Here is a 23,498-nt window from a genome sequence, read left to right on the forward strand (position 1 = left end):
CCTTTCGCATTTTTTAATATTGACGCACATCACAAAGTTCCCGAAAAATTACATTTGGTTACACATACTTTCCTTTTGCAACCTGATTGGGACATTGGTATCATTTTCGTCCTAGATTAACCCGCCTGTGAATGGAACACTGCGTTCAGACACAGGACGACACCAATCTATCAACAATAGTTCCCAAAGAATTATTGGCGGCAGTGGCAAAGGTGTCCGAATAACACCAATGAGGGTAATAATGATGAAGCGCAACATTCTTGCAGTGGTTATCCCGGCTCTGTTGGCTGCTGGTGCAGCAAACGCAGCTGAAATCTACAACAAAGACGGCAACAAGCTGGATCTGTACGGCAAAGTTGACGGTCTGCACTACTTCTCCGACGACAAAGGCAATGACGGCGATCAGACCTATGTTCGTTTCGGCTTCAAAGGTGAAACCCAGATTACTGACCAACTGACCGGTTACGGCCAGTGGGAATACAACGTTCAGTCCAACCACGCCGAATCTCAGGGCACCGAAGGCACCAAAACCCGTCTGGGCTTTGCCGGTCTGAAATTCGCTGACTACGGCTCCTTCGACTACGGCCGTAACTACGGCGTACTGTACGACGTGGAAGGCTGGACCGATATGCTGCCAGAGTTCGGTGGCGATACCTACACCTACTCCGACAACTTCATGACCGGCCGTACCAACGGCGTTGCGACCTATCGTAACAACAACTTCTTCGGTCTGGTTGACGGTCTGAACTTCGCTCTGCAATACCAGGGCAAGAACCAGAACGACGATCGCGACATCAAGAAACAAAACGGCGACGGCTGGGGCATCTCCTCTACTTATGACATCGGCGAAGGCGTAAGCTTCGGCGCTGCATACGCTTCTTCCAACCGTACCGACGACCAGAAACTGCGTTCCAACGAACGTGGCGACAAGGCTGACGCATGGACCGTGGGTGCGAAATACGACGCCAACAACGTTTACCTGGCGGCGATGTACGCAGAAACCCGCAACATGACTCCGTTCGGCGGCGGTAACTTCGGTGCAGGCTGTGCAGCTACCGATGACAAGTGCGGTGGCTTCGCGAGCAAAACTCAGAACTTCGAAGTCACTGCTCAGTACCAGTTCGACTTCGGTCTGCGTCCAGAAGTGTCTTACCTGCAGTCTAAAGGCAAGAACCTGAACGTCCCAGGCGTAAGCTCTGACCAGGATCTGGTTAAATATGTTTCTGTTGGTACCACTTACTACTTCAACAAAAACATGTCCACCTACGTTGATTACAAAATCAACCTGCTGGATGACAACGAGTTCACCAAAGCAACCGGCACCGCTACCGACGATATCGTAGCCGTTGGTCTGGTGTACCAGTTCTAAGTTGTCTCGCTTAACGGCGGTTTACCGTCGGCTAAGTTAAAAAACAGGGCTTCGGCCCTGTTTTTATTTGTGTCTCCCGGTAACGTTTTATCCTGCAGATTTCCCCTTCCCCATCATTTTTTCTGTCGAATCCTTCCCGTTCACAAGATCGCGGTGTTTTTATCGCAAACGGTTGGCAAAGCCGATAACTGGCGCTACCCTGATGCTTCTGTCTGCTTAACTCCGAGATTTGGAAGCACCTGACATGTTTGAAAAAATCACCGCCGCACCCGCCGACCCGATCCTGGGCCTGACCGACATTTTCCGCGCCGACGCCCGCCCGAATAAAATCAATTTAGGGATTGGCGTTTATAAAGACGAAACCGGCAAAACGCCGGTGCTGACCAGCGTAAAAAAAGCTGAACAGTATCTGCTGGAAAACGAGACCACCAAAAACTATCTCGGCATTGAAGGCATTCCGGCTTTCGCCAGCTGCACGCAAGAGCTGCTGTTCGGCAAAGAGAGCCCGATCGTTACCGCGCGGCGCGCGCGTACCGCACAGACGCCCGGCGGCACCGGCGGCCTGCGCGTGGCGGCAGACTTTATCGCCAACCAGACCAGCGCCAAGCGCATCTGGATCAGCAACCCAAGCTGGCCAAACCACAAGAACGTCTTTAGCGCCGTAGGCCTGGAAGTGCTGGAGTACGCCTACTACGACGCCGCCAACCACGCGTTGGACTTTGACGGCCTGCTGAACAGCCTGAAACAGGCACAGGCCGGTGATGTGGTGCTGTTCCACGGCTGCTGCCATAACCCGACAGGTATCGATCCAACGGCGGAACAGTGGGCACAGCTGGCTGAGCTTTCCGTCGCCAATGGCTGGCTGCCGCTGTTCGATTTCGCCTACCAGGGCTTCGCCAACGGTCTGGAAGAAGATGCGCAGGGCCTGCGTATTTTCGCCGCCAAACATCAAGAGCTGATCGTTGCCAGCTCCTACTCGAAAAACTTCGGCCTGTACAATGAGCGCGTCGGCGCTTGCACCATTGTGGCTGCCGATGCCGAAACCGCCGATCGCGCCTTCAGCCAGGTGAAAGCGGCCATTCGCGCCAACTACTCCAACCCGCCGTCACACGGCGCGGCGGTTGTCGCCACCATTCTGGGCAACGATGCGCTGCGCGCGATGTGGGAGCAGGAGCTGACCGACATGCGCCAGCGTATTCACCGCATGCGTCAGCTGTTCGTGAACACCCTGCAGGAGAAAGGCGCGCAGCAGGACTTCAGCTTCATCATCCAGCAGAACGGCATGTTCTCGTTCAGCGGCCTGACCAAAGAACAGGTGCTGCGTCTGCGCGAAGAGTTCGGCGTCTATGCCGTGAACTCGGGCCGGGTGAACGTGGCCGGCATGACGCCGGACAACATGGCGCCGCTGTGTGAAGCCATCGTCGCCGTGCTCTAAAGGCATCGACGCAGGTCATAAATCGTAAAAAAGGGCGCTCTATGCGCCCTTGATTATTTCTGCCGGGAAATAATCGTTACCACACCGCCGGCTCTTCGCGCAGGAACGGGTTGGTCTGGCGCTCGTGGCCGAAGGTCGACATCGGGCCGTGGCCGGGAATAAAGCGCATGTCGTCGCCCAACGGCAGCAGTTTGGTGCGAATAGAGGCGATCAGCGCCTGATGGTCACCGCGCGGGAAGTCGCTGCGCCCCACGCCGCCGTTAAACAGCACGTCGCCCACCAGCGCCAAACGCGCCTGCTCATTGATAAAGACGATGTGGCCCGGCGTGTGCCCAGGGCAATGCAACACCTTGAGCGTCATCTCGCCCACCTGCATCTCATCGCCTTCCGACAGCCAGCGGGTCGGCGTCAGCGGCGCGCACTCTTCCAGCCCAAACATCCGGCTCTGCGCCGGCAAACCGTCCAGCCAAAACGCGTCTTCTTTATCCGGGCCATAGATTGGCACCTGATAATGGTCCGCCAGCTCCGCCGCCGCGCCGACATGATCCAAATGGCCGTGCGTCAGCAAAATCTGGGTGACCGTCACCCCCTGCCGCGCGACTTCCGCTTTGATTTTTTCCGCTTCACCGCCGGGATCGACCAACGCCGCCTGCTGCGTGTTTTCACACCAAATCAGACTGCAGTTCTGGCTAAAGGCGGTAACGGGAATAAGATGGTATTTCATAAGGCTCCAACGACAATAACGCCGCTTCCGCAAGGGGCGGCGTTATTCACTGACGGCACAGCGATTACCAGGTCCGAACCGGGCCGGTATCGATGTGTACGAAGTTGCTACGTGGGTAATATCCTACACCACCGGCGCGCATTTTTAACGCCGCTTTGCGGATATTGCTCAATTGGATACCTTCAATGTGGAAATCCATCGCCTGGCCTTTGGTGTGGTAGCTGTGCTTGGCCACGCCGCGGCTATGCGCACGCAGTTCGTTGTTGGTGTCTACGGAACGGTATCCGGAGATCAGCTGCACCGGCTTGCTGGTGCCCAGCAGCCCCTGCAGACGATAGAGGTGATCAAACAAGCGGGGATCGATCGATTTAACCTTGTTGGCGCGATAATCGCGGAACAGATGATTTAGCCGCACCAACTCTTCTTTATTGTAACCTTTGCCGTCAAAGAACTCGGCTTTAATAGATTCACCGGTATTCAGGTTATTCAACACTAAAATACGCGGTCGAGCGGTGGAAATACTGGCAAACGCCTGCCCTGGAAGCAGCGCTATGCCCATAGCGGCGCCACCTAGCGCCAGCCATTTACGGCGGTGATGATCAATTTTGTCCATGACTCTGTTAAACCCGGCAAGAATGTCAAAATAAATGCACAAAGCAGCGCACTGTCCGAACCATAACCGCCTGCGTATGCTGAGTCAACCCGCGATACGCCTAGGTTTACAGGCCCCCGGCTACGAGGGCCTGCGGTATAGCCAAACATTCTGACCGTTATTTATTTATAATTACTGCATTTACTGCATTAATTTTTTGGCCTGAGCCAAAATTTGTGCGCCCGATCGCACCGTATTATCATAATTGTAAATATCTGTACGGAATTGCGGTTGGCCGTCATCCGAAACCCAGGCGGTCAGATAATACAGTTTTACGGGAATACGCTGGCGAATATTCACATAAGTGGTATTCCCTTCTTTCAGCGTGGAAGACACGCGGCTGTTGTTCCAGCCGGCGTCCTGCAGCAGCATATTCGCCAAATCGGAAGCCTTGTTCACCCGCACGCAGCCGGAGCTGAGCGCGCGGATGTCTTTCTGGAACAGGCTGTGGTTCGGGGTATCGTGCAGGTAGATAGCGTCCGAGCTCGGCATATTGAACTTGAAGCGCCCCAGCGAGTTGGTCGCGCCCGGAGCCTGACGCACGCGATACGGGAAGTTGCGCGCAGAGACCATGCTCCAGTCGATCATCGCCGGGTTGATCACTTCCGCATCGTTGCTCCAGCCCGACAGCACGGTATAGCCGTGTTTCTGGAAGTAGTTACCGTCACGCATCGCCTTCGGCACGATGTCCTCACGCACCAAGGTAGTCGGCACGTTCCACGGCGGGTTGACCACCACGTTGTTCAACGCGCTGCTCATCAGCGGCGTCTTGCGGCTCGGCCGCCCGACGATAACGCGGGAAGACAGCACCTCATTGCCGTTCTGGTAGTAAGTCAGCGAGTAGTTGGGAATGTTCACCATAATGCCGGTGCCGACATGCCCCGGCAGGATCCGCAGGCGCTGGATATTCAGCGCCAGTAGTGCGGCGCGGGTTTTCGGTGACACGTTGAGCCACTCGCGGGTGCGCACGCCGATCACGCCATCCGCCGTCAGCCCTTGCCATTTCTGGAAGCGCTTGACGCCCTCCACCAGTTCGTCGGTATAGAGGTTATCGCTCACCACGCTGCCAATCTGCGGCGGCGTCTGTTCCGCGGTCAGCTCCGTCACCGGCGCTGCCGATGGGCTGACCGTCACGCGGCTTTTCTCTTCGTCTACCGTCAGCCCGCCGTCGTCGGGCTCATTGATCTTCGCCGAGACCACCGCCGGTTCCGGATCCGCTTCCGGCGCCGAGGCGGCGAGCATACCGGTGCGCGTCAGGATCTCACGCAGCGCCGGAATATCATTGCTCATTTGGCCTGGACGCAGGCTCGGGCCGCTGCCCACCTGCGGCCAGGGACGATTATCCGCCAGCATGTCGCGCAGCGCCTGATGCATCTTGGCGTATTGCGGATGCTGCGGCGCGAGCGAATTCACGTAGCTCAGAGTACGCGCCTGGCGCACCGCCAGCTGCCATTGGTTGATCACCGCGGTGGGCGGCAAGCCAAGCTTGTAGGGAATATTGCTGTACAGCCAGTTGTTGCCGTTGGCACCGATGGCGGAGACGAACTGCAAATAGCCCAGCATCGCATCGGACAGCACCGCATCGCGGCCCGCTTCACTGAGCGCCGGATCGGTCAACATCTTCACCCATTGGGTGAACTGCGGCTGCACGCCGGACATCGCCAGCTCGGCCAGCTGCTGCTGAAACTGCTGAACGGCTTCGCGATCCTGCCACATCGGCTGCATGTGATTCGCCGCATACAGCGGCGCCAGCGTGGACAGGTAGTGCAAATCCATGCCGCGCGGCAACGCGGCCAGCAGTTCAGAACGGCTCTGCGCAACGGACATGCCTGCTGATGCCACCGGCAACGCCGGGACGGTGGCCGATGCGGAAAACGACGACACAAGACTACAGGCGATAGCGCCACTCAGCACCAAACGTCGTAGAGAGTTTCCCTTTTTAAGCAACATCCCTTGCCCCCTGTATGCTCACAAAAAAAACGTCAAAAACTGCATATAGTTTCAGTATACAAACAGAAAGGCCGTTTCGCCCTGCGGGCGCCGAATAACTGTTTATGTGATTAAACTAACCGCTTTTCAACGGATAAAAAAGCAGGACTATCATCCACGCGCACAAAAAAATAGCCACCCTGCGGCGGCTATTTTCGGATTTTTAGGGCGTTTTTCTGCGTTACGGCGTTTCAACCGCCGCAGCACCCAGCGCCGGCGGCTCGCCGGCGAAACCGCGCAGCCCCACCACGTGCACATGCTCGTGGTTCTGGAACACCTTACGCACCAGTTTATAGGTGGTGCCCTTCTCCGGGCTGATGTTTTCCGGTGCCGCGATGATCAGCTGCATCTCCAGACGGTCGCACAGCTCGAACAGCGTAGCGATCGACTTGGCATCCAGACGCGCCGCTTCATCGAGGAACAGCAGGCGGCACGGCGAGATGTCTTTGCCGCGCAGGCGACGGGACTCTTCTTCCCAGCTCTGCACCACCATCACCAGGATTGACATCCCGGTACCGATGGCTTCACCGGTAGACAACGCGCCGCTTTCCGCACGCAGCCAGCCGTCGGAGCCACGGTATACCTCCACTTCCATCTCCAGGTAGTTGCGGTAGTCCAGCAACTCCTCGCCGATGGTCTGCGGCGTGCGCTGCCCCATGTCGATCTGCGGATTCAGGCGTTGATACAGTTTGGCCAACGCTTCGGAGAAGGTCAGGCGGTTGCTGTTGAACAGATCCTGATGCTGTTCCTGCTGCTCGGAGAGCACGTCCAGCAGAGTGGCGTGCGCTTCGCGCACATTGACGTTCAGCCGCACGCTCTTCACCTGGCCGAAGGCAACGGCCTGCAGCCCCTGGTTCAGCATGCGAATGCGGTTCTGTTCGCGCTGAATGGTTTTGCGAATGATGTTGGCCACGCTTTTCGAACTGATCGCCAGCTTCTGCTCGCGCGCGGTCAGCTCTTCGGTCAGACGGCCCAACTCGATCTCCATCTGTTCGATGGCCTCGACCGGATCGTCGGTGCGAATGATGTCCTGACGGATGCGCTCGCGCAGGTGCTGGTACACCGCGATATAGAACTGAATCTTACGCTCCGGCCGCTTCGGATCTTCCGACAGGCGCAGCACGTCGCGCAGGTGTTCGTTATCCGCCACCGCCAGACGCAGCGCGCCGAGCGCCTTATCCGACATCGAGCGCAGCTCGTCGCCATCCATATACGCCAGCTCGCGGCGGTGCAGGCGGCGTTCCACGCCGTTGTCTTTCACCAGGCGCATCACCGCGCACCAGCCCGCCTTGGCGGTCACCACCTGCTCGCGCAGCTGATGATAATCGCGTTCCAGCTTGCGCAGCTTCTTCTGCAGGCCGTCCATTTCGGCTTCGCAGAAGGTCAGCTGTTTTTCCAGCTGATTGCGGCGAGCGCGGTTGTTGCTCAGCGCCGCATGCAGTTCGTCGCGACGCGCGCGGGCGCGCGCTTCGGCATTGGCGTCGGCCTGCACGCCGATGTCCACCAGCTCCTGGCTCAGCTCTTTCAGCATGTCGCGCTTGGCGTCGTACGAGCTTTTCAGCGAAGCCAGCACCTGGCTGTACTGGGTGAACTGGGTTTGATACTGGCGCAGTTGCTCACGGGCGCGGGCGCGTTCGGCTTCCGCCTGCTCCAGACGCTGGCGCAGCTTGTCGTTCAGATCGTTGTTGGCGTTCTGCATGCCGGCGGAGTCGGTATAGCTGAAGTGCGCACGACGCTGCACCACTTCAGTGAGCGCGAACGCCTGCTGTTTAGCCTGACGCTGCACGCTTTGCGCCTGCGCGTAATCCTGCTGCAGCTGTTCATGCTGCTGCGGATCGCTCTGCAGCACCGACAGCAGCGGCTCCAGCTTGGCCAGCGACACGCCGTGCTGCTGAATATGACGCGCGGCGTCCTGCGCTTCTTCCAGCTCTTCGCGCATCTCGTCGACGCGGTCCTGCAACGTTTCATCGTTCAGCAACGACACCAGCGGCATCAGGCGGTTGAGCGCGGAAATACCCTCTTTGGCCTGATCGTACTGCTGACGCTGCTGCTGGTTCTGCGCTTCGTGATTGTTCAGCGCGCGTTCGATTTCGCCACGGCGGGCGTTCAGGCCGCGGATCTCCGCTTCTGGGTCGGCGTCGAACGCCACCGCCAGATGGGTACCGATAAAGCGGCTGAAAGCCTGGTGCGAACGTTGGGTTTTCTGCACGTCGAACGACAGCGTGGCGTAGCGCTCCGCCAGCGTTTCACGCTCGGCATGCAGCACTTCCAGGCGGTTTTCGCGCGCCGCGCGGCCGAACAACGGCACTTCCGGGTAGCGGGAGTAACGCCACTGGCGATCGGCGATTTTCACCACCACCGCTTTTTCCTGCTCTTCGACGGCGAATACGCTGTCATCGAACGACTGCGGATCCCCTTCGATCAGGTAAAGATCTTCCGGGCAATCTTCCAGCCCTTCCAGCATCTCGCGCACCAGCGACAGATCCGGCACCACGATGGCGTGGCGCGAAGGGCCGTACAGCGCCGAGAAGTAAGGCGCGTCGTCGATGGTGACGTCATCGTAAATTTCCGACAGCAGCACGCCGCCGAAACGTTCGGCCAGCGTGACCAGGCGTTGATCTTCCGCGCCGCCCGGCTGGCTGAGACGTTCGATCTGCGCTTCCACTTCACGTTTGCGGGCCGCCACTTCGTCGCGCTCGACGGTGGTTTCACGCTCGCGCTCCAGCAACTGCTGCATGTATTCAGTCACCTGCTGGCTGTTTTCCAGCGGCTCTCCGCTCTGATCGCTGAGCTGGCCCAGGGCGTCCTGCGCCGCCAGCCACACCGGGGCACGCGCCGTCAGCTCACGGATGCGCTGCTGGATCTGCTCCAGTTCCTGGCGCATCTCCATGCGGCGTTCGCCGGCTTCGCTGACGTTCTGCGACAGCGCCTCCAGGCGCTCTTCCAACTCCTGTTGCAGCATGTCGAGATCGTCCGGCTGGTACTCTTGGCCATGACGTTTGCAAAATTCGTTCAGCAGACGCTCGGCATCCTGCTGCGAGCGCAGGCGCTGTTCCAGCTCGCTCAGGCGCAAACGCAGCGGCTGAACGCGCTCGGCGAGATGTTGCTGCGAAGGCCAGTCGCGCAGCAATTCGCGCGCGCACTGCCAGGCTTCGCTGCGGCTGACCTGGCCGGCAATTTTGCCCACCAGCTGATAGGCCTGTTCGAACTGGCCGTGCGCGGCGTCGGCCACGCTCAGCTTCTGTTCCAGCATCAGCAACGCTTCGGTCGCTTCCTGCTCGCGGGCCTGGAAGGTGTCCAGCCACTGTTCGGCGTTGTCGGCGGTCAGATCCGGCAGTTGGCACAGCGCGCGCGCGCGCTCCAACGCCTGCAGCGCCTGCTGGTACTGAATGGCGCGGGTCTGCTGCACGTCGAGCGCCTGCTGGTAGTCGGCCAGCTGGCTCTTCAGCTCATCCACTTCCAGCTCGGCCGCTTCGGCGCGCGCTTCGTTTTCGGCCTGTTGCTCACTCGCCTCGGCCACCACTTCGTTCTGCTCTTCCAGACGGTAGGTCAGCTCTTCCAGATCGGCTTCATAACGTTCGATCTTTTCCTGCTGGCGCATCGCCGTCTGCACCAGATTCAGGTGATCGCTGGCGGCCTGGTAATCGGTTTCCAGATCGGATTCGGCACCGCTCTGTTCGCTCAGCTCACGCGCCATTTCCACATGGCGATACTGTTCGGCGGCCAGCTGCTTGCGGCTGCCCAACAGATCGCTACGCAGCGCCAGCGCGCCGTCCAGATGGATACGGCGTTCGTTGGCGTGGCGCATATAGTCCGCCGCCACATAGGAAGTGGCCTCGGAGATCAGATGCTTGAACAGATCGCGGTCCGACTGGGTGACGCGGATCGCTTCCAGCGTCATGCGGTTTTCGCGCAGCGCCGCTTCCATGTCCTGGAACGCCTTGCGCACGCCGCTGTTTTCCGGCAGCAGGTAATCGCGCAACGAGCGGGTGATGGCGCTGGAAATACCGCCGTACAGCGACGCTTCAATCAAACGGTAGAATTTGCTGCGATCGGCGGACGAACGCAGACGTTTCGGGATCACGCCCAGATCGAACATCAGCGAGTGGTAATCGGTGATGGAGTTGAACTGCTTGAACTGCACGCCCTCCATCTCTTCCACGCGATCTTTCAGCTCTTGCAGCGACAGCACGCGCGCCTGGCGCTCACCCACGGTCTGGGTCAGCAGCTCGGTCGGCTGCACCGCGGTCGGCAGGCCCTGAATGGTGAACGGTTTGATGTCGACCTTACGATCACGCCCCGCCACCTGCTGCAGACGCACGCCCACCACCACGCGCTGGTGGCGCGAGTTGACGACGTCGAGGGTGGAGTAACACACGCCGGCGCGCAGCTTGCCGTGCAAGCCTTTGTCGCGCGAACCGCTGGTGGCGCCCGCTTCGGTGGTGTTACGGAAGTGCAGCAGCGTCAGATCGGGGATCAGTGCGGTGACGAAGGCCGCCATGGTGGTGGACTTCCCCGCCCCGTTACCGCCGGACAGCGTGGTCACCAGCTCATCCAGATCAAAGGTGCGGGCGAAGAAACCGTTCCAGTTTACCAGCGTCAGCGAGCGAAATTTACCGCGTTCAATCATTCCTGTTCATCCTCTGCACCGTCAGGAGCGTTATCAACCTGCTGATCCTCAGCCTCATTCTCATCGTTCAGCGACAGGCTGTTTTCAACCGGCATCGCCTCGCCGTCGCGAATCATGCGCAGTTGCGCTTCACGCGGATCGTCGCCGCTGCGCACGTCGGCGCCGAAGCGGAACACCGCCTCGGTAATACGGAACTTGCTGCTGTCATTGCCCATGAAGTAGACCATGCCGAGGCGGCGCAGGCGGTTCAGCGAGGTGCGCACCTTTTCGTGCAGCTTCTGCCGATCGAGATCCGATCCGGTGGAACGCTGGTTGACGAACTTCAGCAGTTTGTTCTCGTCAGCCAGGCTCAGCAACTCGTCGTACAGCTCCTGATGGCTGAAAATGCCTTCGTGCGCCAGGCGCTCGGGGCTGAGATACAGGTAGCACAAGATCTTGCCCACCATCATATCCAGCTCGGACAGCACCGAACGCGGGATCAGCGTGGTGGAGCGCGGACGCAAATAGAAGAAACCTTCCGGCGCCCGAATCAGCTCGACGCTGTAACGGTTGTAAAATTCTTCCAGCTCATCCTGGAAATCCATTAAAAAGGCGTGGTTGTCCAGCTCATCGATACCGATGTGACGACCCGCGCGCAGTTGGCTGTCCAGCGCCGGGAACAGCGAGTTGGACAGCGCTTTGGCCAGCTTGACTGGCATTACTTGTTCAATATTTGTCGATGACATGGGCCTGGACCTTGGCTCCGTAATCATTGATTGCCTGCCATTCCGCCGGCAACCCTGAAAAATCTGCTTCAGCCACACCGAGGCGCACAGCCTGGTCGACCACTAAACGTGCCACGTCGAAATGACGCGCACGCGGATATTGCGCCAGATAATCGCGCATCACCGCTGCAAGGTTGAGCGGCATCTGCTGTTCCTGATACACCTTCAGCGCCTCTTCGATCATCGCCGCCAGCTGTTCGCGAATTTCGCTGAACTCTTCGAACTCTAGATCCGGCGGCAGTTCCCCGGTCACTTCCTCGCTGCGCAGCGCCAGTTCTTCGTCGCGCATGTCCAGCAGACGATCGGCATTGGCATGGGTCAGCGCCCACGGGTGGTCGAAATAGGTTTGCACCGACTGGCGCAGGCGTTGGGCGAACACGCGGTTTTTATCCATATCGATAGCGGTACGGATAAATTTATGTACGTGGCGATCGTAGCCGATCCACAGGTCGATCGCCTGCTGGCCCCAGCTGATGATGCGATCCAGCTTGCTTTGCAGATCGAACACCAGCTTGTCGACGAAGCCCAGCTCCACGTTGCCGAGGGTCGCGTCCTGGATGCGCAGCAGGTTGGCCTGCAGCTTATCGCCCGCCGCATCCAGCGTATCCTGCAGCTCGCGCAGGGTACCCGAGGTTTCCGACAGCAGCATCTCGCAGCTGGAAATCGCCGCCCGCCAGTCTTTGCTCAACAGCGCCGCGATGTCGTTTTTCACGCTCTGCTGCTGCTCGTCCATCACGCGTTGCGTCATGTCGATGCTGTCGAAAATTTCCGCCACCGAATATTTCAACGGCGCGAACACGTTGCGGTGCCAATGGAAATCGTCGCCGCCCTCGTCGGCGGCATCGGCGGCGCGCTTGAGCTCCTGCGCCACGATCGACAGCTGCATCGACAGACGCAGCGTGGAGAATTCGCGTTGGCGAATATAGTAATCGGTAATACCGATACCCAGCGGCGTGAGGCGGTAAATCGCGTTGCCGTCCGCCAGTTCGCTGGTAAAGCGGTTCAACAGGCGCTGGCGCACCATGTCGTTGATCGCATTGTTGGCGCGTATCGCCACCGTTTCATGCGTCTGTTCAAAACCCTTGCTGACATGGCGAAATGCATCAACCAGCTCACCTTCGCTCATCTCGCCGTCCAGCCGTTCGCCGTTCAGGGTGGCGATGGCGAGCAGAAATGCGAGACGCTCCGTAGGGAGCGAAATAGAGAAATCATTTTTCCGTGCCCAGGCGACCAGTTCGGGTACTGTCTGGGAAAATTCACTCATAGTTCGTCCTTCAGGTTTGGTTTATGCGCCATGACGTGAATATAGCGCCCCAAACTCACGTACGGCTCCTGCCGGCAATAGTGCTGTTCAAGCGCCAGTAACTCTTCAAATTTTTGTGTTTGCAGCTGTCTGCTCTGCAGATAGTCGTGGAACACCCGCACGCCGGTTTTGCCGCCGATGCGCATGCCCAGCTGTTCCAGCCAACCGTAGACCAATAGCGGATCGTGCGGATATTGCGGCGACAGCGAACGCTTGCGGCGGCGCCTGACCTCGGGATCCACCAGTTGGAAATTACCCAACACCACGTTGCGCATCAAGAGGCCGTTGGCGTTGAAGAACATCAGCGACAGCGCACCGCCCGGCAGCAGGCAGTCGCACAACGCCTGCAGCGCCGCTTCGGGCTCGGCGATCCATTCAAGCACTGCATGAAACAATATCAGATCAACCGGCTGTTCCAAATGTTGAGCGATATCCTGCGCAGAACTTTGTACGAATTGCATGTTCTGGCTCACACCTTTCTGCTCCGCCAGCTGCGCGGCGCGCTGGATCATCTCACCAGAAAGATCGCACAACAACACCTGATGTCCTAATTCTGCCAGTTGGCAGGCCATATGGCCTTCACCGCCCCCGGCGTCGAGGATGCGCAGCGGCCGCTGCGGCAACTGCGCCAGCAGCCCGGTCAGATCCTGCCAAACCACCGCCTGGCGGATTTTTCCTTTCGTGGTGCCGTAAATATTACGCGCAAATTTTTCAGCAATATCGTCAAAATTGCGATCCTGCATGGACAACGGCTCCGCTGATCTCATTCTTGTCGGCGGCAAAGCGCACGCCCATTCAAACCTGCTATTTTGGCACAGACTGGCTTAGAATGTATCTTCTTGCGGCCCGTTTATGCCTGGATGCCGCTTTTTCACCCAAAAGGATCTGATTTTCGATGCTGTTCAACCTGAAAAAGTTCTTTGGCGCCATGCTGATGCCGTTGCCGCTGCTGATGCTGCTGATGGGGCTGGCGCTGCTGCTGCTGTGGTTCACCCGCTGGCAAAAAAGCGGTAAGACGATTTTCACGCTGAGCTGGCTGTTTTTACTGCTTTTCAGCCTGCAACCGGTGGCCGACCGGCTGCTGCGGCCGATCGAAGCCGAATACCAGACTTATCGCGGCAACGATCCGGTCAACTACATCGTGGTATTGGGTGGGGGCTATACCTACAATCCCGATTGGGCGCCCAGCTCGAATTTGCTCGGCAACAGTCTGCCGCGCGTGACGGAAGGCGTGCGGCTTTATCTTGCGCATCCCGGCGCCAGGATGGTGTTTACCGGCGCGTCCGCCGGACGCATGCAAAGCAACGCCGCCACGGCGGCGCTGGTGGCCGAAAGCCTGGGCGTGCCGCGCAGTGATATGGTGATCCTGGGGGAACCGCGCGATACCGAGCAAGAGGCCGCTCAGGTCGCCAAGTTGGTCGGCGAGCAACCCTTCATTCTGGTCACCTCCGCCAACCATCTGCCGCGCGCCATGCGTTTCTTCAAGGCCAAGGGCCTGCACCCGATCCCGGCGCCGGCCAACCAGTTGGCGATCAACTCGCCGCTGAATATCTGGGATCGCGCCACGCCGTCGTCAATGTTCCTCGGCCATACCGAGCGCGCCTGGTATGAAACGCTGGGCAGCCTGTGGCAATGGCTGAAAGGCGCGGACCGCGCCGGCGCCGAGTAAGGCCCGTTCAACCGGCCAGCCAGGGCAGCAGCTGTTGCGACGCATAGTCGAACGGCCGCCGCTCCAGCTTGCCGGTATGGATCAAACGCCCCACCGCTTCCCACACCACGTACAGCCAGCGCCGCGCCAGAAAAGCGTCGGCGACCGGCGCCCGCCGCAGATAGCTGAACAGCAGTTGGCTGGGCATACCCGCCTCGCACAGGCGGAAAAGATCGTATTCGCGTGGCGCCCACAGCACCACGCCGGGATTGAGCATCGCCAGCAGTTGATCGCTTTTGGGATCTTTCAGCATGCTGCGCAGCGACAGGTTGCCGTGCACCAGAACGCAAGGATCGTCGAAGCCGACGAAAAAATGGGTCAGCGCTTCGCGCGTGCGGTACAGCAAACGGCGATCCGCCATGGTCAGCTGCGGGGTGGTGAGATTGACCACCGTCGCCCACAGCACTTCGACCCGCTGTTGATACCAGCAAAACCAGTCGTTCTCCTGCGTGCTGTCAACGCTGCCGACGCTGCCGTGGCTGTCGATGCGGTGCCAGGCCAATATCCCGTCAACGATCTGCTCCATCAGCATATTCCAGCGATCCGGCGAACGCGTCGGCGCTTCAGCCGACACGCCGCGCAGGCGCTCGATCAGCAGGATTTCCTTGTACGGCGCCTGGTGGGTACACACCACGCCGTACACCGTAGGCAGGCGAATATCCCCGTCGCGCGCCAGCATTGACAGCTTGTACGCCTCCTGCTGGGCGATACCCTGACAGATAAAGCTTTTCGCCATCAGCGGGATCGCGTTGCCCTGCCGATCGTACAGCGAATACATATGCGCATAAGGCTGCTCGCTCACCCGCTCCAGCCGGCTGATGGACTCACCCAGCACAATGCTCAGTTCGGCGCGTAACTGCTCCATAAGGCATTCACCTCAGGCTAATAGTGAGGATGCGTAACATCATCGAACGGTGAGCGGAAAAATTCTTCAACGCAGATCAACAAAACGGGGATCAATAATGGAGGGTATTACATCGTCGGCGCGTTGCGTGCCGCGCCGACGAACTCAGGCTCAGGGTTGAATGCTGTCGCGCACGCGCTGGAGATCTTCCGGCGTATCGACCCCCACGCTCGGGATCGCTTTCGCGACCGCCACGTGGATTTTTTCACCGTACCACAGCACCCGCAGCTGTTCCAACAGCTCGATCTGCTCCAGTTGGCTCGGCGCCCAGCTGACGTAGCGGCGCACGAAGCCGGCGCGATAGGCGTAGATGCCGATATGACGCAGCAGGCTGTCGCCGATGCTCTCTTTCGACGCGGCGAAACGCTCGCGATCCCACGGAATGGTGGCGCGAGAGAAATAGAGCGCGTAGCCCTGCGCGTCCATCACGACCTTCACCGCGTTGGGGTTGAAAGCCTCTTCGGCGCTCTCGATCGGCACTGCCAGCGTCGCCATGCCGGCCTGGCTGCCCGCCAGGTTCTCAGCCACCTGACGCACGATCACCGGCGGGATCAGCGGTTCGTCGCCCTGCACGTTAACGATGATCTGATCGTCGGCAAAGCCGTAGTGCGCGATCACTTCCGCCAGACGCTCGGTGCCGGAATGGTGATCCGGGCTGGTCATGCACACTTCGCCGCCGGCGGCTTCCACCGCTTTGGCGACTTCAGGGTGATCGGTCGCCACGATGACGCGGCTGGCGCCGGACTCGCGGGCGCGCTCCATCACGTGCACCACCATCGGCTTGCCGTGAATATCGGCCAGCGGTTTGCCCGGCAAACGGGTTGAGGCGTAGCGGGCGGGAATAATAGCGATAAAACTCATGCGTGCTTCTCATCCAGCGACAGCGCACGCGCTTCATTTTCCAACAGCACCGGAATGCCGTCGCGCAGCGGGTAAGCCAACCCGTCCGCTTTGCACACCAGTTCCTGGTTTTCTTTATTGAAATAGAGTTTGCCGTTGCATACCGGGCAGGCAACGATTTCGAGTAAACGGTGGTCCATGCATCCTCCGCTAGGGGATTGGTCATCTGGGAAAGGCAGTGAGGATAGCATAACGCCCGGCCTCAGGTTAATCACCGGCGGCGCCAACCCAGCGATATTTCCTCAGCGCGCCGGCGCAACAGCTTGAACTGCGGCGCATCCCGGCGTAGAATTTTGTGATACAAATCACAAAAAGGCCGTGATACGTGATCAAACGTCTGCATAAAATCATCGCTCTGTTCGCTAACTTCAGCCACTGAGCCCCTTTGTAACGAGCGGCGCTGAACTTCGTTTTACCCCACCGACGGCGTCGCTCGTTATCCCACTTCCCAGCCGGCACCCCATTCAGCGGCCAACGCCGCCGGAATGTCGCCCAGCGCGACGCGTTGCGCGCCGTGCCATTTGGCCATACGCGCGATGGCCTGCCGAATATCCTGGGCCCGCCGTTTGCCGAAGCGCACCCGCGGCTCCGCATGAAAGCTGATGATCTCGAACACCCCCTGGCGGCGGTGCGCCTTGGCGTCAATGCGCCCCACCAGTTCACCCCGATGCAGCACCGGCAAGGTGAAGTAGCCATAGCGGCGTTTTTCTTTCGGCGTATAGCACTCCAGCCGATAGTCAAAGTTGAACAGCTCGAGCGCCCGGCGGCGATCCCAAACCACCGGATCAAACGGCGACAGCAGGCTGGTGACCGTCGATTTCAGCTTGCCCTGTTCCGCCAGCGGCAGCAGTTCCATCAGTGAGCCATGCACATAGAACTGCCCTTCCAGCCCCTCTACCCGCACCTGCGAAATCTCCCCCTGATCCTGCAGCTCTGCCAGCAAAGTTTTTGGCGCCACGCGTTTCAGCCGATAGTAATCCGCCAACCATTCGGCGCGGAAAATGCCCAGATAGCGGCAGGTGCGATGCAACATTTGCCGGCGCGCCCGCTCCGCAGGCAGCGCATGACGCGCATCGTCCCAGGCCGGCAGCAGCCTTTCGGTCAGATCGTAAACCCGGTGGAAGTTGCGACGCTCGGCCACCATCAGCTTGCCGGCGGTAAACAGGATCTCCAGATGCCGTTTCTCCGGTTTCCAGTCCCACCATCCGCTGTTGCCTTTCTTCTCGGCGCTGAAATCGGCGGAGCGCACCGGCCCCTGTTGTTCGATGTGCCGCAGCAGGTTGTCCATCGCCGCCTGGTGCTGCTGCACCCAGTCGGCGGAATATTTCCAGCCCATATCATGCGGCGCCAGCATGCGATGCCGCAGCAGACCAAAATCCTCGATCGGCAGGAAACAGGCTTCGTGCGCCCAATACTCGAACAGCTTGCGGCCGGCGAGCGCCTGCTCCAGCCATTCCGGTTGATAGGCCCCCAAACGGCTGAACAGCACCAGATACGGGCTGCGGGCGACGACGCTAATGGTATCGATTTGTAACAGCCCCATGCGCTGGATCGCGTTCACGACGTCGTCGGGCCGAGCCTGGCGTTTAAGCGGAGAAAGCAGCCCCTGGGCGGCAAGGTGCAGCGCGCGAGCGGCGGTAAGGGAAATTATCGGGGTGGTCATCCTGATATCCGTGGCAAGTAGGCAATGGCCTGATAATAGTGGATATCGAGGGATTTATCTTCGCCAGTGCATGCGGGTGGCGACACCGGCACTGGCGAGGAAGGTAGATGCGATCAGAACGCGATAACGTCTGCCGCGGACAGCCCATGTGAGCTGCGATAGATCGAGAACTCGACGTTCTGACCTTCGTTCAACGACTTATTTTTGGTGTTGGCGATAGCGTTGCGATTGACATAGATTTCGTCGCTGCCATCTACCGGTGAAATAAAACCATAGCCTTCGGCCTGATTAAACCATTTCACGCGGCCCATTTTTAACACAGTATTTTTAAACATAACTTATATCCTTTTACTTGAGCATCCTTGACAACGTCATTTTTTATATTGTCTGGACGCTACCAGCCCATCCTAAAGTTTTTCGTAACAAACCTCTCGTGAGCAAAAAATAAAAAACCCGCACTAAGGCGGGCTTGTTGAACTTAATATCTTCCGCATGACTCAGCGCTGACGCATCACCATGGTTGTATTAAGATCTCTTATACGCGTTCCCTGTATTCTTACAGAGCAACTACGTTGGCGGCAGCCGGCCCGCGCGGGCTGTCCTGGATGGTGTACTCGACGCGCTGGCCTTCAGCCAGGGTCTTGAAACCGTCGGTCATGATTGCGGAGAAGTGTACGAATACATCTTTGCCGCCGTCGTTCTGCTCAATGAAACCAAAACCTTTGCTTTCGTTGAACCACTTAACCTGACCAGTCTTCTTAGACATTACATTTACCTTTAAATATATTTACAAAACCTGCCATAAGAGGCAATTGGGGCCGTTTCAGAAACATTACTTATGGGAGGTACTTAGAAGGTTCGTCTTTGAAGCGGAATCGGATGATAACGTTTTTGGAGGAACTGCTTAACTCTAAACTCGAACATAAATAGGTCTGGATTACAGGCCGACTTGCATTTACTCATAAAACTGGTGAATGCACAAGAGGTTTATTGCCTTAAATTCATAAATAAGCCGAATTTATTTTTATCTCCCTGAATATGCATGACTTAATTTAATGGTCGCCGCGGCCGAACCACCGCGTCTCTCCGCTCGCCAGGGCATCTTTTGCCCGTCTGTGCGCTGCAAATGAGAGCTGACGCATAAAACTCTAATATGCTTGCCACGTCTATAACAAATCCCAAACCAGATAGCTAAACTTGAGGGGAAAACAAGGCAGACGGCTTTTTCGCCAGCACTTTTGCCGCTAAAAACACGATTTTTCAGATTATGCTGAATCAAGGAGCTATGCGCATGACCGCCCAGCAGTTCGTTTCACCTAATGAAATCCGCGCCAGATTCTCTCACGCGATGTCGGACATGTATCAAAAGGAGGTGCCGCTGTACGGCGATCTGCTGGAGCTGGTGGCGGAAACCAACCGACAGGTTCTGCGCGAAGATGCCGCACTGGCTCATCAACTGCAAATTACCGGCGAGATAGAACGCCTGGCGATGGAGCGCCACGGCGCCATCCGGGTCGGCACCGCGGACGAGCTGGCCACCCTGCGCCGCCTGTTCCGGGTGATGGGCATGGCGCCGGTCGGTTACTATGACCTGTCGGTGGCGGGCGTTCCGGTGCACTCCACCGCTTTTCGCGCCGTACACGAAGACGCGCTGCAGATCAGCCCTTTCCGCGTGTTCACCTCCCTGCTGCGCCTGGAACTGATAGAAGATCCCGCGCTGCGTGCGCTGGCCGAGCGCTTGCTGGCGCGCCGCCGCATCTTTACCGATCGCGCGCTGGAGCTGATCGCACTGCAGGAAGCGCAAGGCGGGCTGAATGAAGTGCAGGCGCAAGAATTTGTCGAACAAGCGCTGGAAACCTTCCGCTGGCACAACCAGGCGACGGTCAGCGCCGAAGAATACCGGCAGCTGCACGATCAGCATCGCCTGATCGCCGACGTGGTGGCGTTTAAAGGGCCGCATATCAACCATCTGACACCGCGCACGCTGGATATCGATCGCGTTCAGCAGGCGATGCCCGGCCGCGGCATTACGCCCAAGGCGGTCATCGAGGGCCCGCCGCGCCGTCGTCGCGCGATCCTGCTGCGCCAAACCAGCTTCAAGGCGTTGGAAGAACGCGTCGATTTCGTTGAGCATGACGGCCGCGCCGTCGCCGGCCACCATACCGCGCGCTTCGGCGAGATCGAACAGCGCGGTGTGGCGCTGACGACGAAAGGACGAGAACTCTACGACCGTCTGCTGCAGGCCACCAACGATGCGCTGCAAGCGCCGCCGAGCGAGAAAAATGCCGAGCGCTACTATCAACTGCTGGAGGAAAACTTCCGGGCGTTTCCGGATGATTACGCCACGCTGCGCGAGCAACAGCTGGCCTGGTTCCGCTATTTCCCGACCGAATGCGGCCTGGCGGCCAAAGAGTCGCTGGATAAGCACAGCACTCTGGAGCAACTGATCGAGAAAGAACACGTTCGCTTCCAGCCGCTGGTGTATGAAGATTTTCTGCCGGTCAGCGCCGCGGGGATTTTCCAGTCGAATCTGGGGGACAGCCGCCACGCGCAGTACAACGCCGCTTCCAGCCGGGCAGCGTTTGAACAAGCGTTGGGCAGTGAGGTGATCGACGAGCTGGCGCTGTATCAGCAAACCCAGCAGCGTTCGCTGGAAGCCTGCGCGCAAGCCCTGGGGCTTGCCACGCTGACATCCTGAGGTTACTTGGTCAGCAGAGATTCGATATCCTGCAGCAGTTGCTCAGCCTGAGCGGACGGTAGCACCGCATCAACCGGCAAATACCACCAATTGGGCTGGGCAAAGGCGCGACATTTCACCGCGTCCTTCTCCGTCATCAACAGCGTTTGATCGGCAGCAACCAGCGCCGCCAGCTGCGCCTGCTGATATTCCTGATGATCGGCAAACGCCACTTCTTGCACCACCTCGACGTTCAGTTTTTCCAACGTCGCGAAGAAACGCGGCGGATGGCCGATGCCCGCCATCGCTACCACGCACGGCAGCTCGGCCGCCGGGCGACGCTCACCGCTCAGCAGGTTCACCGCATCACGCGCCTGCAGGCGCATGGCAATTTCCCCGGCCTGCGCCACGCCGCCATTGGCGACGCGCGCATTGACGCTGCCAAGCCGCGCAGCACGCTCGCGCATCGGCCCGGCCGGCAACCACCAGCCGTTGCCGAAGCGACGCACGCCGTCGATGACCACCAGCTCGAAGTCACGCTGTAAAGCATAGTGCTGCAAACCATCGTCGGTGACGATCGCATCCAGCGGTTGTTGTTGCAGCAAGGCCTGCACCGCCTCTGCTCGCTTGGGCGCGATCGCCACGGGCGCACCGGTCCGCTGATAAATCAGCACCGGCTCATCGCCCGCCTCGCGGGTCGAGGTATTCTGATTGAGCACCAGGGGATAGACCGCCGACTTACCGCCGTAACCGCGTGACACCACGCCAACGCGATAGCCCCGCTGCTGCAGGTGTTCCACCAGCCAGATCACCATCGGCGTTTTGCCGTTGCCGCCGGCGGTGAGGTTGCCCACCACCACCACCGGCACCGGCGCGCGCCAGCTTTTGCGCAGGCCACAGCGGTAGCTGAGGCGGATCAGCCAGCTGAACAGGCCATACAGCCAGGAGAGCGGCAGCAGCGCCAGATAAAGCAGCGAACCGCCGGACCAAATGCGCTCAATCATTATTGACCAAACTGCATGCGGTGCAGTTGCGCATAGGCGCCCTGCCGTTCAAGCAACTCGGCGTGCTCGCCGCGTTCGACGATGCGACCGTCCTCCACCACCAGGATCTCGTCCGCCTTCTCAATCGTCGACAGACGGTGTGCGATCACCAGCGAAGTACGGTCTTTCTGCAGCTCGTCCAGTGCGGCCTGAATGGCACGCTCGGATTCGGTATCCAGCGCAGAAGTCGCCTCATCCAGGATCAGGATCGGGCAATCGCGCAGCAAAGCACGCGCGATGGCGATGCGCTGACGTTGGCCGCCGGACAGCATCACGCCGTTTTCACCGATCACCGTATCCAGGCCGTTCTCCATCTTGTTGATGAAGTCCATCGCGTACGCCATTTCGGCCGCTTTCTCAATCTGCTCGCGGCTGTATTCGCTCTCGCGCGCATAGGCGATGTTGTTGGCGATGGTATCGTTGAACAGGTGCACGTTTTGCGAGACCAGCGCCACCTGATTACGCAGTGAGGCCAGGGTATATTCACGCAGATCGTGGCCATCCATCAGGATTTCGCCTTCCTGAATATCGTAGAAGCGCGTCAGCAGGTTGGCGATGGTGGATTTACCCGAACCCGAGCGGCCCACCAACGCCACAGTCTTGCCTTCGGCGATTTTCAGGTTGATATCACGCAGCGCCGGCGTTTCTTTAGCCGGATAGTAGAAGGTGACGTTGCGGAATTCGATGTCGCCTTTCGCACGCTTCACTTCGCGGGTGCCGGTGTCTTTTTCCTGTTCCATATCCAAAATGGAGAACAGCGTCTGGCAGGCCGCCATCCCACGCTGGAACTGGGCATTGACGTTGGTCAGCGACTTCAGCGGACGCATCAGCGCGATCATTGACGAGAACACCACGGTAATGGTGCCGGCGGTCAGGGTTTCCATCACGCTCGGGAAGCTGGCGGCAAACAGCACGAACGCCAGGGCCAGCGAAGCGATCAGCTGAATGATCGGATCGGAAATGGAAGACGCGGAGACCAGTTTCATGCCCTGTTGACGCATGCGGTTGCTCACCGAGTTAAAGCGCTCGGTTTCCACCTGCTGGCCACCGAAGATCAGCACTTCTTTATGGCCTTTCAGCATCTGTTCGGCGCTGGTGGTCACCTGCCCCATGGTGTTCTGCATGTTCTTGCTGATGTTGCGGAAACGCTTGGACACCAGGCGAATGGCGATGGAGACGATCGGCGCCAGCACGATCAGGATCACCGACAGCTGCCAGCTGTAGTAGAACATCATGATGAACAGGCCAATGATCGAGGCCCCTTCGCGCACCACTGTCACCAGCGCGCTGGAAGAAGAAGACGCCACCTGCTCGGAATCATAGGTAATGCGCGACAGCAACGTCCCGGTGGATTGCTGATCGAAGAAGGCCACCGGCATTCTCATCATGTGGCCAAACAGGCGGCGGCGCATCTGCATCACCACCATGCCGGAAACCCAGGAAATGCAGTAGCTTGAAACAAAGCTGGTCACGCCGCGCATCAGCATCAGCGCAATCACCGCCAGCGGCATCCACACCAGCACGCTGCTGTCGGTTTTTCCAAACCCATCGTCCAATAACGGTTTAAGCAGAGACAGCATCAGCGTGTCCCCCGCTGCGTTCATAATCAACGCAATGGCGGCCACAATCAGCCCGGTCTTAAAAGGAGTGATCATCGGCCAGAGTCGACGGAACGTCTGCCAGGTCGAGAGATCTTTATCATTCATCATGCAAATACCAGCATCGGAAGAAATAGCG

General features: G+C 58.9%; 19 protein-coding genes. 4 read left to right on the forward strand and 15 right to left on the reverse strand.

Annotation, left to right across the window (positions count from 1 at the left end):
* The first annotated feature begins 241 nt into the window (after positions 1-241).
* Together ompC and ACJ8HN_RS09225 are read left to right on the forward strand one after the other, a co-directional pair.
* Entirely contained in the window at positions 242-1,369 is a 1,128-nt protein-coding gene (gene ompC / locus ACJ8HN_RS09220) for a porin OmpC (RefSeq protein WP_043147158.1), read from the forward strand.
* Positions 1,370-1,613: 244 nt separating this feature from the next.
* Positions 1,614-2,804: an amino acid aminotransferase gene (locus ACJ8HN_RS09225; protein ID WP_033637868.1), complete on the forward strand. Its 1,191-nt coding sequence runs from the start codon at positions 1,614-1,616 to the stop codon at positions 2,802-2,804.
* A gap of 76 nt (positions 2,805-2,880) precedes the next feature.
* Here the strand turns inward: ACJ8HN_RS09225 and ACJ8HN_RS09230 are convergent, their stop codons facing one another.
* The 7 genes from ACJ8HN_RS09230 to cmoM form a co-directional block, all read right to left on the reverse strand.
* Entirely contained in the window at positions 2,881-3,528 is a 648-nt protein-coding gene (locus ACJ8HN_RS09230) for an MBL fold metallo-hydrolase (protein WP_033646596.1), read from the reverse strand.
* 64 nt (positions 3,529-3,592) lie between these two features.
* Entirely contained in the window at positions 3,593-4,141 is a 549-nt protein-coding gene (locus tag ACJ8HN_RS09235) for a YcbK family protein (protein WP_033637866.1), read from the reverse strand.
* Positions 4,142-4,321: 180 nt separating this feature from the next.
* Positions 4,322-6,130: a L,D-transpeptidase gene (gene ldtD, locus ACJ8HN_RS09240; RefSeq protein ID WP_442523292.1), complete on the reverse strand. Its 1,809-nt coding sequence runs from the start codon at positions 6,128-6,130 to the stop codon at positions 4,322-4,324.
* Between the two features lie 220 nt (positions 6,131-6,350).
* Positions 6,351-10,799 carry a chromosome partition protein MukB gene (gene mukB / locus ACJ8HN_RS09245; protein WP_442523293.1) on the reverse strand — a complete coding sequence of 1,483 codons (4,449 nt, stop codon included), beginning with the start codon at positions 10,797-10,799 and terminating at the stop codon, positions 6,351-6,353.
* On the reverse strand, positions 10,796-11,524 hold the full coding sequence (gene mukE / locus ACJ8HN_RS09250) for a chromosome partition protein MukE (protein ID WP_442523294.1): 729 nt from the start codon (positions 11,522-11,524) through the stop codon (positions 10,796-10,798). Before mukE ends, mukB begins: the two co-directional genes overlap by 4 nt.
* On the reverse strand, positions 11,505-12,827 hold the full coding sequence (gene mukF, locus ACJ8HN_RS09255) for a chromosome partition protein MukF (protein ID WP_442523295.1): 1,323 nt from the start codon (positions 12,825-12,827) through the stop codon (positions 11,505-11,507). Before mukF ends, mukE begins: the two co-directional genes overlap by 20 nt.
* Entirely contained in the window at positions 12,824-13,609 is a 786-nt protein-coding gene (cmoM, locus tag ACJ8HN_RS09260; protein WP_442523296.1) for a tRNA uridine 5-oxyacetic acid(34) methyltransferase CmoM, read from the reverse strand. Before cmoM ends, mukF begins: the two co-directional genes overlap by 4 nt.
* A 152-nt stretch (positions 13,610-13,761) precedes the next feature.
* Here cmoM and elyC point away from each other — a divergent pair, with 152 nt between their 5' ends.
* Positions 13,762-14,535 carry an envelope biogenesis factor ElyC gene (elyC, locus tag ACJ8HN_RS09265; RefSeq protein WP_442523297.1) on the forward strand — a complete coding sequence of 258 codons (774 nt, stop codon included), beginning with the start codon at positions 13,762-13,764 and terminating at the stop codon, positions 14,533-14,535.
* 7 nt (positions 14,536-14,542) lie between these two features.
* Here the strand turns inward: elyC and ACJ8HN_RS09270 are convergent, their stop codons facing one another.
* From ACJ8HN_RS09270 to cspE, 6 genes are all read right to left on the reverse strand, one after another.
* Entirely contained in the window at positions 14,543-15,439 is an 897-nt protein-coding gene (locus ACJ8HN_RS09270; protein WP_033654240.1) for a YcbJ family phosphotransferase, read from the reverse strand.
* 150 nt (positions 15,440-15,589) lie between these two features.
* Positions 15,590-16,339, reverse strand: coding sequence for a 3-deoxy-manno-octulosonate cytidylyltransferase (kdsB, locus tag ACJ8HN_RS09275; RefSeq protein ID WP_004928235.1), 750 nt, complete (start codon positions 16,337-16,339; stop codon positions 15,590-15,592).
* On the reverse strand, positions 16,336-16,518 hold the full coding sequence (locus tag ACJ8HN_RS09280; RefSeq protein WP_004928237.1) for a Trm112 family protein: 183 nt from the start codon (positions 16,516-16,518) through the stop codon (positions 16,336-16,338). Before ACJ8HN_RS09280 ends, kdsB begins: the two co-directional genes overlap by 4 nt.
* 296 nt (positions 16,519-16,814) lie before the next feature.
* Entirely contained in the window at positions 16,815-18,041 is a 1,227-nt protein-coding gene (locus ACJ8HN_RS09285) for a winged helix-turn-helix domain-containing protein (protein WP_103773261.1), read from the reverse strand.
* Between the two features lie 113 nt (positions 18,042-18,154).
* The gene (locus ACJ8HN_RS09290) at positions 18,155-18,376 is read right to left on the reverse strand and encodes a cold-shock protein (protein ID WP_004928241.1); all 222 of its coding nucleotides are present in this window, start codon (positions 18,374-18,376) and stop codon (positions 18,155-18,157) included.
* Positions 18,377-18,597: 221 nt separating this feature from the next.
* Positions 18,598-18,807 (reverse strand): transcription antiterminator/RNA stability regulator CspE, encoded by a 210-nt coding sequence (gene cspE / locus ACJ8HN_RS09295; RefSeq protein ID WP_019454537.1) that lies wholly within the window; start codon positions 18,805-18,807, stop codon positions 18,598-18,600.
* A gap of 525 nt (positions 18,808-19,332) precedes the next feature.
* Between cspE and hglS the strand changes: the two genes are divergently transcribed.
* On the forward strand, positions 19,333-20,739 hold the full coding sequence (hglS, locus tag ACJ8HN_RS09300; RefSeq protein ID WP_039566697.1) for a 2-oxoadipate dioxygenase/decarboxylase HglS: 1,407 nt from the start codon (positions 19,333-19,335) through the stop codon (positions 20,737-20,739).
* 2 nt (positions 20,740-20,741) lie between these two features.
* Here the strand turns inward: hglS and lpxK are convergent, their stop codons facing one another.
* Positions 20,742-21,722, reverse strand: coding sequence for a tetraacyldisaccharide 4'-kinase (gene lpxK, locus ACJ8HN_RS09305; RefSeq protein WP_060419720.1), 981 nt, complete (start codon positions 21,720-21,722; stop codon positions 20,742-20,744).
* On the reverse strand, positions 21,722-23,470 hold the full coding sequence (gene msbA, locus ACJ8HN_RS09310; RefSeq protein ID WP_021504329.1) for a lipid A ABC transporter ATP-binding protein/permease MsbA: 1,749 nt from the start codon (positions 23,468-23,470) through the stop codon (positions 21,722-21,724). The genes lpxK and msbA overlap by 1 nt, the downstream gene beginning before the upstream one ends.
* Between the last annotated feature and the right edge of the window lie 28 nt (positions 23,471-23,498).

Origin of the sequence: Serratia sp. CY29653, assembly GCF_052169255.1 — a bacterium.
Classification (GTDB): domain Bacteria; phylum Pseudomonadota; class Gammaproteobacteria; order Enterobacterales; family Enterobacteriaceae; genus Serratia; species Serratia sarumanii.